9 protein-coding genes and 5 tRNA genes are annotated in these 11,106 nt (G+C 65.2%); 4 read left to right on the forward strand and 10 right to left on the reverse strand.

Features of this window, described 5'->3' with window-relative positions; translation table 11 throughout:
* Positions 1–8: 8 nt before the first annotated feature.
* Complete coding sequence (locus tag QT382_RS15140) at positions 9–1,586, forward strand: ABC transporter substrate-binding protein (protein ID WP_289254934.1); 1,578 nt, start codon at positions 9–11, stop codon at positions 1,584–1,586.
* On the opposite strand, the gene QT382_RS15145 is transcribed toward QT382_RS15140, so the two are convergent.
* From QT382_RS15145 to QT382_RS15160, 4 genes are all read right to left on the reverse strand, one after another.
* Complete coding sequence (locus tag QT382_RS15145; protein WP_289254935.1) at positions 1,579–2,535, reverse strand: NAD(P)H-dependent flavin oxidoreductase; 957 nt, start codon at positions 2,533–2,535, stop codon at positions 1,579–1,581. The two genes, QT382_RS15140 and QT382_RS15145, sit on opposite strands and share 8 nt — an antisense overlap.
* A gap of 14 nt (positions 2,536–2,549) precedes the next feature.
* Complete coding sequence (locus QT382_RS15150; RefSeq protein ID WP_289254936.1) at positions 2,550–4,337, reverse strand: acyl-CoA dehydrogenase; 1,788 nt, start codon at positions 4,335–4,337, stop codon at positions 2,550–2,552.
* 81 nt (positions 4,338–4,418) lie between these two features.
* A complete protein-coding gene (locus QT382_RS15155; protein ID WP_289254937.1) occupies positions 4,419–5,351 on the reverse strand; it encodes an electron transfer flavoprotein subunit alpha/FixB family protein in 933 nt (310 codons plus the stop codon).
* Positions 5,352–5,389: 38 nt separating this feature from the next.
* Positions 5,390–6,139, reverse strand: a complete 750-nt coding sequence (locus tag QT382_RS15160) for an electron transfer flavoprotein subunit beta/FixA family protein (protein ID WP_289254938.1) — start codon at positions 6,137–6,139, stop codon at positions 5,390–5,392.
* Between the two features lie 178 nt (positions 6,140–6,317).
* Between QT382_RS15160 and murI the strand changes: the two genes are divergently transcribed.
* Positions 6,318–7,115: a glutamate racemase gene (murI, locus tag QT382_RS15165; RefSeq protein WP_289254939.1), complete on the forward strand. Its 798-nt coding sequence runs from the start codon at positions 6,318–6,320 to the stop codon at positions 7,113–7,115.
* Here murI and QT382_RS15170 read toward each other — a convergent pair.
* Positions 7,112–8,398, reverse strand: coding sequence for an MFS transporter (locus tag QT382_RS15170; RefSeq protein ID WP_353957280.1), 1,287 nt, complete (start codon positions 8,396–8,398; stop codon positions 7,112–7,114). The genes murI and QT382_RS15170 overlap by 4 nt on opposite strands.
* A gap of 98 nt (positions 8,399–8,496) precedes the next feature.
* Between QT382_RS15170 and QT382_RS15175 the strand changes: the two genes are divergently transcribed.
* Positions 8,497–9,801 carry a Xaa-Pro dipeptidase gene (locus QT382_RS15175; RefSeq protein ID WP_289254941.1) on the forward strand — a complete coding sequence of 435 codons (1,305 nt, stop codon included), beginning with the start codon at positions 8,497–8,499 and terminating at the stop codon, positions 9,799–9,801.
* Between the two features lie 83 nt (positions 9,802–9,884).
* Positions 9,885–10,457: a GGDEF domain-containing protein gene (locus QT382_RS15180; RefSeq protein ID WP_289254942.1), complete on the forward strand. Its 573-nt coding sequence runs from the start codon at positions 9,885–9,887 to the stop codon at positions 10,455–10,457.
* Positions 10,458–10,484: 27 nt separating this feature from the next.
* Here the strand turns inward: QT382_RS15180 and QT382_RS15185 are convergent.
* The 5 genes from QT382_RS15185 to QT382_RS15205 all read right to left on the reverse strand — a co-directional run bounded on the left by QT382_RS15185 (position 10,485) and on the right by QT382_RS15205 (position 11,086).
* Positions 10,485–10,573: transfer RNA gene (locus QT382_RS15185), tRNA-Leu, on the reverse strand.
* A gap of 80 nt (positions 10,574–10,653) precedes the next feature.
* Positions 10,654–10,729, reverse strand: a tRNA-Gly gene (locus QT382_RS15190).
* A gap of 47 nt (positions 10,730–10,776) precedes the next feature.
* Positions 10,777–10,852, reverse strand: a tRNA-Gly gene (locus QT382_RS15195).
* Positions 10,853–10,860: 8 nt separating this feature from the next.
* Positions 10,861–10,934, reverse strand: a tRNA-Cys gene (locus tag QT382_RS15200).
* 76 nt (positions 10,935–11,010) lie between these two features.
* A tRNA-Gly gene (locus QT382_RS15205) sits at positions 11,011–11,086 on the reverse strand.
* Between the last annotated feature and the right edge of the window lie 20 nt (positions 11,087–11,106).

Here is an 11,106-nt window from a genome sequence, read left to right on the forward strand (position 1 = left end):
GAATTCGCATGAGCAAGAGCCTGCATCGTGGCTTCACCCTGGCCCTGCTGTCGCTGGCCTACGGCCTGGCCTCGGCCAATGCCTTGCGCTGGGCGGCGCAGAACGACGTGCTGACGCTGGACCCGCATTCGCAGAACCATTCGACGACCACCGGCCTGCTGGCCCATGCCTACGAGGGCCTGACCCGCATGGACGCCAAGTACGAGCCCGAGCCCTGCCTGGCGACCAAGTGGACCATGGTCACGCCGACGCTGTGGCGCTTCGAGCTGCGCAAGGGCGTCAAGTTCCATGACGGTTCTCCCTTCACCGCCGACGACGTGGTCTTCAGCCACGGCCGCGTGATGCAGCCGCAGGGAAACATGCAGATCTACGTCACCGGCATCAAGGAAGTGAAGAAGATCGACAGCCACACGGTGGAGCTGGTGCTCAGCGCGCCCACGCCGCTGCTGCTGCGCAACCTGCCCAACTTCCGCATCATGAGCAAGGCCTGGGCCGAGAAGAACAAAGCCCAGAACACCCAGGACTACAAGGCCAAGGAAGACAGCTACGCCTCGCGCAATGCGATGGGCACTGGCCCCTACAAGATCACCGCCTGGCAGCCCGACCAGAAGCTGACCATGGTGGCCAATGAAGACTGGTGGGACATCAAGAACCGCGGCAATGTCACCGAGCTGAGCTACCTGCCGATCAAGAGCGACCCGACCCGCGTGGCCGCCCTGCTCTCGGGTGACGTGGACCTGCTGACCGACCTGCCCACACAGGACGTGGCCAGGCTCAAGACCGACTCGCGGCTGAAGGTGATCGAGGGTGCCGAGAACCGCACCATCTTCATCGCCATGGACCTGGGCAGCGACGAGCTCAAGGGCGCCAGCGTCAAGGGCAAGAATCCGTTCAAGGACAAGCGGGTGCGCGAGGCCCTGTCCATCGCCATCGACCGCGAGGCGATCAAGCGCACCATCATGCGCGGCTATTCGATTCCGGCCGCCCTGATGGTGCCGCCCAGCGTCAATGGCAATACGCCCGACATCGACGTGGCGCCCAAGGCCGACCTGGTACGCGCCAAGGCCCTGCTGGCCGAGGCCGGCTATGGCCAGGGCTTCGAAGTGCCCTTCCACTGCCCCAACAACCGCTACGTGAACGACGAGGAGATCTGCCTGGCCGTGGTCTCCATGTGGGCCAAGCTGGACATCAAGGCCCGGCTGACGGCCCAGCCCTGGTCGCAGCACACGCAGACCTACCAGCGCTTCGAATCGCCGCTCTACCTGCTGGGCTGGGGCGTGGCCACCTTCGACGGCCAGTACACGCTGCAGGACATCATCCGCACCCGCACCAGCGGGCCGGACGGCCACTCAAACTTCTCGCGCGTCAGTGACGCCAAGGTCGATCAGCTGGTCGACGCGATGAAGGTCGAGACCGACGTGGCCAAGCGCAATGCCCAGATTCGCGAGGCCCTGGTGAGGGTGCGGGACGAAGTGTTCTTCATCCCCCTGCACCACCAGATGCGGCCGTGGGCCATGCGTGCCAACGTCGAGGCGCCGCACCGGGCCAATGACAACCCGGTGAGCTGGCGGACCTGGGTCAGGTAAGGCTGAGACGCTGGCGCGCAGCCTGGTATTCGCGAGCCAGGCGCGCGACCAGTTGGGCCGCCGGCACGACCTCGCGCACCGCGCCTATGCCCTGGCCGCTGCCCCAGATGTCCTTCCAGGCCTTCTTGGCGCCAGCGCCACCGAAGTCCATGGTCTTCACATCGCCCTCGGGCAGGTTCTCGGGGTCCATGCCCGAGGCCACGATGGAGCCGCGCAGGTAGTTGCCGTGCACGCCGGTGAACAGGCTGCTGTAGACGATGTCGTCGCTGTTGCTGTCCACGATCATCTGCTTGTACTCGGCCGGCGCGCGTGCTTCTTCCGTCGCGATGAACGCCGAGCCGATGTAGGCGAAGTCGGCGCCCATCGCTTGCGCCGCAAGCACCGCGTCGCCGGTGGCCATCGAGCCGGACAGTGCCAGCGGGCCGTCGAACCATTCGCGGATCTCGTGGATCAGCGCGAACGGACTCTTCACGCCTGCATGGCCGCCCGCACCGGCCGCGACGGCGATCAGGCCGTCGGCGCCCTTCTCGATCGCCTTCTTGGCGAACTTGTTGTTGATGATGTCGTGCAGCACGATGCCGCCCCAACCATGCACTGCCGCGTTCACATCCTCGCGAGCACCGAGGCTCGTGATGATGATGGGCACCTTGTACTTCGCGCACAGGGCCATGTCGTGCTCGAGCCGGTCATTGCTCTTGTGCACGATCTGGTTGATGGCAAAAGGTGCCGCCGGCTTGTCCGGATTGGCCGCGTTGTAGGCGGCCAGCTCGGTGGTGATTTCTTTCAACCACTCTTCAAGCAGCTCGGCCGGGCGCGCGTTGAGCGCCGGCATCGAGCCGACCACGCCGGCCTTGCACTGCGCGATCACCAGCTTCGGATTGCTGATGATGAACAGCGGCGAGCCGATGATGGGCAGGGGCAGGTTCTTGAGGATGGGGGGCAGTGCCATGACTACAAAGGTGCTTAGAAGGCGTCCAGGGACAGGGCGGTGACGCTGTCAGCGCCCTCGACGATGGCATCGCGCAGCGCACCGCAGCGCGGCAGGATGTGCTCGGCGTAGAAGCGCGCGGTCGCGACCTTGGCGGCCATGAAGTCGGCGTCCTCGGCCTGCTTGTCCTCGGCCACGATCAGCGAGCGGGCCAGCTGCCAGCCCGCGACCAGGTTGCCGGCCAGCATCAGGTAGGGCACCGAGCCGGCATAGGCGGCATTCGGGTTGCCCTTGCCCTGAACCGCGATGAACTCGACGGCTTGCAGATAGGCCTCGCGGGCCGCCTTCAGGCGCTTGGCCACCGACTGCGATGACGCACTGCCACGGGCGGCCAGCTCGGCTTCGGTCTTCTCGATCTGGCCGGCAACGGCCTTGGCCAGCGTGCCACCGTCGCGCGTGGTCTTGCGACCCACCAGGTCGTTGGCCTGGATCGCGGTCGTGCCTTCGTAGATGGTCAGGATCTTGGCATCGCGGTAGTACTGGGCCGCGCCGGTCTCCTCGATGAAGCCCATACCGCCATGGACCTGCACGCCGAGGTCGGTGACCTCCAGGCTCATCTCGGTGCTGTAGCCCTTGACCAGGGGCACCATGAATTCATAGAAGGCCTGGTTCTGCTTGCGGGCCTCGGCATCCGGATGGTGGTGGGCCGCGTCATACGCTGCGGCGGCCACGATGGACATGGCGCGCGAGCCTTCGATCAGCGAGCGCATGGTCATCAGCATGCGGCGCACATCGGGGTGGTGAATGATGGTGGCGGCACCGGGCTTGGAGCCGTCGACCGGACGCGACTGCACGCGGTCGCGGGCATAGGCCACGGCATGTTGGTAGGAACGCTCGGCGACGGCGATTCCCTGCACGCCGACGCCAAAGCGGGCCGCGTTCATCATCACGAACATGTACTCGAGGCCGCGGTTCTCCTGGCCAATCAAGTAACCCACGGCGCCGCCGTGATCACCGAACTGCAGGACCGCCGTCGGGCTGGCCTTGATGCCCATCTTGTGCTCGATGGAGACGCAATGCGCGTCGTTGCGCGCGCCCAGCGAGCCGTCGGCATTGACCATGAACTTCGGCACGATGAAGAGGCTGATGCCCTTCACGCCTTCCGGCGCACCCACCACGCGGGCCAGCACCAGATGGACGATGTTCTCGGCCATGTCGTGCTCACCATAGGTGATGAAGATCTTGGTTCCGAAGATCTTGTAGGTGCCATCGGCCTGCGGCTCGGCGCGGGTGCGCACCGCCGCCAGATCCGAGCCGGCTTGCGGCTCGGTCAGGTTCATGGTGCCGGTCCAGCTGCCATCGATCAGATGCGGGATATAGGTGGACTTCTGCTCTTCCGAGCCGGCGGTCAACAGCGCCTCAATTGCACCGTCCGTCAGCAGCGGGCACAGGGCGAAGCTCAGGTTGGCGCTGTTGACCATCTCGCCGCAGGCGGCACCGATCGTCTTGGGCAGGGCCTGGCCACCGTACTCGGCCGGATGTTGCAGGCCTTGCCAGCCGCCCTCAGCGAACTGGCGGAACGCTTCCTTGAAGCCCTTGCTGGTGAAGACATTGCCGTCTTTCCAGTACGAGGGGTTCTTGTCGCCTTCGACGTTCGTGGGGGCCACCACGTCTTCGTTCAGCTTGGCGCATTCCTCCAGCACGGCCTGGGCAGTATCGACGCCATAGTCGGCGAAGCTGGGAATCTGTTCGGTCAGGGCCTGCAGGCCAGCGAGATGCTGCATGTCGAACAGCATGTCTTTGACGGGGGCACGGTAGCTCATGGCTTTGTCTCCGGATACAAGAAGGGCGCCGCGACCTCTGGTGGCGGCGCCCCGTTTAGGCTGTCTCTCTCTGACGAAAACTTAAAGGCTGCTGACCAGTTCCGGCACGGCCGTGAACAGGTCGGCCTCGAGGCCGTAGTCGGCCACCGAGAAGATCGGGGCTTCCGGATCCTTGTTGATCGCGACGATCACCTTGGAGTCCTTCATGCCGGCCAGATGCTGGATCGCGCCGCTGATGCCGGCGGCGATGTAGAGCTGCGGGGCGACGATCTTGCCGGTCTGGCCGACCTGCCAGTCGTTCGGCGCGTAGCCGGCGTCCACCGCGGCGCGCGAAGCACCCAGGGCGGCGCCCAGCTTGTCGGCCAGCGGCGTCAGCACTTCATTGAACTTGTCGCTGGAACCCAGGGCGCGGCCACCGGACACGATGATCTTGGCGGCGGTCAGCTCGGGGCGGTCGCTCTTGGTGACCTCGCGGCCGACGAAGCTGCTCTTGCCGCTGTCGGCGGCGGCGGCGATGCTTTCAACAGCGGCCGAGCCACCGGTGGCGGCAGCCGGGTCGAAGCCGGTGGTACGCACGGTGACAACCTTCGTGGCGTCGCTCGATTGCACGGTGGCGATGGCGTTGCCGGCGTAGATCGGGCGCACGAAGGTGTCGGCGCTGACGACCTTGGTGATGTCGCTGACCTGGGCCACGTCCAGCAGCGCGGCGACGCGCGGAGCGACGTTCTTGCCCGAGGCGGTGGCGGGGAACAGGATGTGGCTGTAGTTGCCGGCGATGGCGATCACCTGGGCGGCCAGGTTTTCGGCCAGGCCTTCGGCCAGGGCTGCAGCATCGGCGTGCAGGACCTTGGCAACACCAGCGATCTGCGCGGCAGCGGCTGCGGCGGCAGCGGCATTCGAGCCGGCCACCAACACGTGCACATCACCACCGCAGGCGGCGGCGGCCGTGACAGTGTTCAGCGTGGCGCCCTTGATCGAGGCGTTGTCGTGTTCAGCAATGACGAGAGCGGTCATGAGTCGAATCTCCAAATCTTGTGTTCAGCGGACGAGGCTCAGATGACCTTGGCTTCGTTCTTCAGCTTGCTCACCAGGGTGGCCACATCGGGCACCTTGACGCCGGCGCCGCGCTTGGCGGGCTCTTCGACCTTCAGCGTCTTGATGCGCGGCGTCACGTCCACGCCCAGGTCGGCCGGCTTGACGATGTCCAGCTGCTTCTTCTTGGCCTTCATGATGTTGGGCAGGGTGACGTAGCGCGGCTCGTTCAGGCGCAGGTCGGTGGTGATCACGGCCGGCAGGGCCAGCGACACGGTCTCCAGGCCACCGTCCACCTCGCGGGTCACGGCCACCTTGCCGTCGGCCGCTTCGACCTTGGAGGCGAAGGTGCCCTGGGGCATGCCGGTCAGTGCGGCCAGCATCTGGCCGGTCTGGTTGCAGTCGTCGTCGATAGCCTGCTTGCCCAGGATCACCAGCTGCGGCTGTTCCTTGTCGACCAGGGCCTTGAGCAGCTTGGCCACGGCCAGCGGCTGCAGTTCGGCATCGGTCTCGACCAGGATGGCGCGGTCGGCACCGATGGCCATGGCGGTGCGCAGGGTTTCCTGGCACTGCGTGACACCGCAGGAGACGGCGATCACCTCGGTGATCACGCCCTTTTCCTTCAGGCGCACGGCCTCTTCGACGGCGATCTCGTCGAAGGGGTTCATCGACATCTTGACGTTGGCGATGTCCACGCCAGTGCCATCGCTCTTGACGCGCACCTTGACGTTGTAGTCGACGACGCGTTTGACAGGGACCAATACCTTCATCGCAGCACTCCAGAGCCTGATTGACGTTAACGTTAATTAGAGATTCTACGGGCCACCGTCGAGGCCTCAGAGTCACCTGGATGTCTCTGCGAGGCCTGGGAGGTGGAAAAATAGCACGATCGTTCGATTCTAACCATGGCGCGCCGGCTCCCCGCTCGCCGCTAGACTGCCGGCCGCGATGACTGCTGCCCCCGTTTCCCCAAGCATCGGCGTGTTCGACTCCGGCGTCGGCGGCCTGACTGTGCTGCGCGAACTGCACCGTCAGCTGCCGGATGTGCCACTTCACTACATCGCCGATGCGGCTTATGCCCCCTATGGCGAGCGAAGCCCGGCCTTCCTGGCCGAGCGCAGCACCCGGCTGACCCAGCGACTACTGGACCAGGGCGCGCGGCTGATCGTCATCGCCTGCAACACCGCGACTGCGCATGCGATCCAGGCGCTGCGAGAGCGCTGGCCGGGATTGCCTATCGTCGGCACGGAGCCCGGTATCAAGCCCGCCGTGGCAGCGAGCAGCAATGGCCGGGTGGGCGTGCTGGCGACTCCGGCGACGATTGCCAGCCAGCGCTACCGTACGCTAGTGCATCGGCACGCCGGAAGCGCCGAGGTCTTCAGCCAGCCCTGCCCCGGACTTGCCGACCTGATCGAACGCGGCAATTTGCAGAGCCCCGAACTCGCAGAGCTGATTGAGCAGCAATGCGCGCCGCTGCGCGAGGCTGGCGTCGATACCGTGCTGATGGGCTGCACGCATTACCCCTTCGTCCAGACCGAGTTGCAGCAGGCCCTGGGCCCCCAGGTACGTCTGCTCAATATCGAGACGGCCGTGGCGCAGCAGGCGCGACGGCTATGGGAAGCGCTGTCGATCGCACCGGCGCAAGGTGGTCTGCAGCTGGCCACGACCGGCGATGCCGCCACCCTAACCCGCTTTGCAAATCAGATGTTGGGCTGGCAGGTCCAGGCAGAAGCGGTCGTCATCTAGGCGCTCTGGCGATGCGCGGCATCGATGCCGCGCTGCAGGTCGATGCCGCGCAGGACCAACCAGCCGACCACGAAGAACACGCCTGTACCCAGGATGCCCAGGCGGTGGTTGCCGCCGCTGGCCCAGGTGATCAGGCCGTAGCTGAGCGGGCCGATGATGGCGGCCAGCCGGGTTGCAAAGGTCCAGAGGCCAAAGAACTCGGCCAGGCTCGCGGCAGGCGCGAAGCTGCCGGCCAGCGCCCGGCCACAGCTCTGGCTGGAGCCCATGCACAGGCCGGCAATGACGGCGGCGATCCAGAACAAGGTGGCATCGGTCGCCAGGTAGGCCAGCGTCACCATCAGGATCCAACCCCACAGCGTGATCGAGAGCGCGCGCTGATGACCGACGCGATCCTCGAAATAGCCGAAGCCGAAGGCGCCGATCGCGGAGGCGATGTTGACGAGGAAGACCAGGGCCATGGTCTGCGCCTGTTTGAAGCCCAGGGCCTGTTCCGCATAGACCGCCGCCAGCGCGATCACCACCGAGATGCCGGCCTGGTAGCTGGTGCCGCAGGCCAGCAGGCGCAGGAAGTCGGGATAGGAGCGCGCCTTCTGCCACGAGGCCCATAGCGTCGCCAGACCCGAGGCCTTGGGCTTGCTCAGGTCGGGCAAGGCGCGTTCACGAAGCAGCAGGAAGGTCGGGATCGCCGCCACGGCGTAGACCACGGCCGTGATGTACATGGTGACCGGCACGAACTCGGTTGCTGGCTTGCCCTGCGCCTGCGCGTGCAGCACATAGGCGAGGCTCAGTCCCAGCGAGAGCATGCCGCCGAAATAGCCGAACGCCCAGCCCCAGCCGGAGACGCGACCCAAGGCATCGCGCCGCGCGAGTTCCGGCAGGAAAGAGGCGATCAGCGATTCGCCGTAGGAGTAGCAGCAATTGGAAATCACGACGGCCATACCGGCAGCGACGATCTCGCCGCGCCCGGCCAGGCCGAGGCCGATGGTGCTGACCACGCAGCCCGCCGTCGTCGCCAGCAGCAGCCGCTTCTTGGCTCCGTGGCGATCAGCGTAGGCGCCCAGCACCGGCATGCTCAGCATCACGATCAGGCTCGAGAGCGCGATCAGCAAGGTCCAAAGTAGCGTGGCCGACGGGCTGTTCTCTGCGATCACGCCGACGAAGTACGCGTTGTAGACCGCGGTCAGGACGACCGTGGTGTAGCCCGAGTTGGCAAAGTCGTACATCGACCAGCCCAACACCTCGCGCTTGCGGACGCCTTCGTTCAGCAGGTCCTGGTCGAACATTCCCACGCATCGCTCCTCGGCGCCCACCTGGCGCGGCCCGCAGTGTGGCACAGGCCAGTGACGCCTATCATCGTGCGCCTGTCATCACGGAGAACCGCATGTTGCTGTCGTCCAAGCCCCGCCTTCTTGCTGCCCTTGGGCTGGCGTTTCTAGCGACGGCCACACTGGCCGCCGAGCCTCCGCTGGTGGCCATCAAGGCGGGCAGGCTGGTCGACGTGGAAGCCGGCCGTGTCTTGAACGACCAGGTCCTGCTGATCCAGGGCGACAAGATCAAGGCTGTCGGCCCGGCCGCGCAGACCCAAATTCCAAGCGGAGCCAGGCTCATCGACCTGAGTCGCAGCACCGTGCTGCCGGGGCTGATCGATGTCCACACGCACCTGACTGCCGACGCGCAACTGCAGGGTTACAAGCAACTGGGAGTCTCGGACACCCGGGCCGCGCTCTACGGCGTGAGAGCTGCCAGACTGACGCTGATGGCCGGCTTCACTACCGTCCGCAACGTGGGCGCCTCGGGGTTTGGTGACGTGGCCTTGCGAGATGCCATCAACGACGGCGACTTTCCCGGCCCACGCATGCAGGTCTCGGCCTATGCCCTAGGCATCCAGGGCGGCCATTGCGACGACAACCTGCTGCCGCCCGACTACAAATTCACCGGACGCGGCGTGGCCGATGGCCCCTGGGCCGCACGTGCCAAGGTGCGGGAGATGGTCAAGTACGGCGCCGACCTGATCAAGATCTGCGCCACCGGCGGCGTGCTCAGCAAGGGCGATTCGCCGGGTGCCCTGCAGTACACACCTGAAGAGATGAAGGCCATCGTCGAGGAAGCTCACAAGCTGGGCCGCAAGGTGGCGGCCCATGCACACGGTGCCAGTGGCATCGTGGAGGCCATCAAGGCGGGGGTCGATTCGGTCGAGCATGTCAGCCTGCTGGATGACGAAGGGCTCAAGCTGGCCCTGGCCCGCGGTACCTATCTGGTCATGGACATCTACAACGATGACTACATCCTGCAGGAGGGCGAGAAGGCCGGCATCCTGCCTGAATCGCTGGAGAAGGAAAGGCAGATCGGCCAGCAGCAGCGCGACAGCTTCGCCAAGGCCTGGAAGGCCGGTGCCACCATGGCGTTCGGCAGCGATTCCGGCGTCTATCCGCACGGCGACAACGCCAAGCAATTCGCCTACATGGTCAAGTACGGCATGACGCCCATGCAGGCAATCCAGGCCGCGACCTTCAAGGCGGCCAAGCTGATGGGCTGGGACGCCCAGATCGGCAGTCTCAAGGCCGGCAAGCTGGCCGACCTGATCGCGGTCGATGGCGATCCATTGGCCGACGTAAATCGGCTGACGCAGGTCGACTTCGTGATGAAGGGCGGTGAGGTGGTCAGGGCGGGCGGCAGCCGACCCTGAAGCAGATACCGCGGGATATGGAGCATGTGCTGAGGTGCAGCGCATGACTAGCATGTGGCATCAACTATGCCGCCGGGAGCCTCATGCCCATTGCACATGCTGACTTGCGAGCCGTGGCCGGCGTCCTGGATCGACAGGCCATGCGTCCGGCGCTCGAGGCGGTGGCGCAGGCCACTCGGGGCTCTGGCCGCTCACTGGCCCTGCTCACGCTGGACATCGACCACTTCAAAGACTACCAGGACGAGCACGGTCCAGCGCAGGCGCAGCAAGTACTGACCCAACTGGCAATGCTGTTGCAACAACTGCTCCCCCCTGGTGCGAGCCTGGCCTATATGGGCGCTGACGAATTCGTCGTGATCTTGCCCGAAACCAGCCTGGCGGCCGCGGCCGAACTGGGTGAACGCCTGCGTGATCGGATTGCCAGTGCGCTGGCTCAGCTAGGCGGCTTGCGGCCATTGACGGCAACTGTGGGTGTCGCAGCAAGCCCGCCCAACCAGGGCTGGCAGGCCAACACTCTTTTGGCCCTGGCCGACGCCCGAATGACCTTTGCCAAACGACGCCTGCTGCCACACCACAACCTGGTCTGGGCCGGAACGCTGCCGTCCGATTGGTATTTGCGCCTGGAAGTGCAAGCCGGCGTTTGGCCGAGCCTCTGAACCTAGCGGTTCGATTCACGCGCGCTTTGGTGCCCAGGACGGGACTCGAACCCGTACGCCCCTCTCGAGGCCGCGGATTTTAAGTCCGCTGCGTCTACCAATTTCACCACCCGGGCGCTGGCGCCAAGCCTGCGGATTATGGCCGCCACCACCAACGAAAAAGGGAAGCCGACTGGCTTCCCTTTTTTCTTCCAACTGGAGCGGGTAACGAGGCTCGAACTCGTGACCTCAACCTTGGCAAGGTTGCGCTCTACCAACTGAGCTACACCCGCATTTCTCTCTGGCTTGGTGAACCAGAGACCGGCGCGAACCGGGATCTTGGAGCGGGTAACGAGGCTCGAACTCGTGACCTCAACCTTGGCAAGGTTGCGCTCTACCAACTGAGCTACACCCGCATGTTTTCTGGAGGCGCGGGCCGGAGTCGAACCGACCTACACGGATTTGCAATCCGGTGCATAACCGCTTTGCTACCGCGCCGAAGAAACCATCAATTCATTACCGGCCTTTGGTGCTGCCGATAAAAATGGGAAGCCTGGGCTTCCCATCATGTGCCTGGAGCGGGTAACGAGGCTCGAACTCGTGACCTCGACCTTGGCAAGGTCGCGCTCTACCAACTGAGCTACACCCGCATAGTTTCAACACACTGCTC

Origin of the sequence: Pelomonas sp. SE-A7, from assembly GCF_030345705.1 — a bacterium.
Lineage (GTDB): Bacteria > Pseudomonadota > Gammaproteobacteria > Burkholderiales > Burkholderiaceae_C > JAUASW01.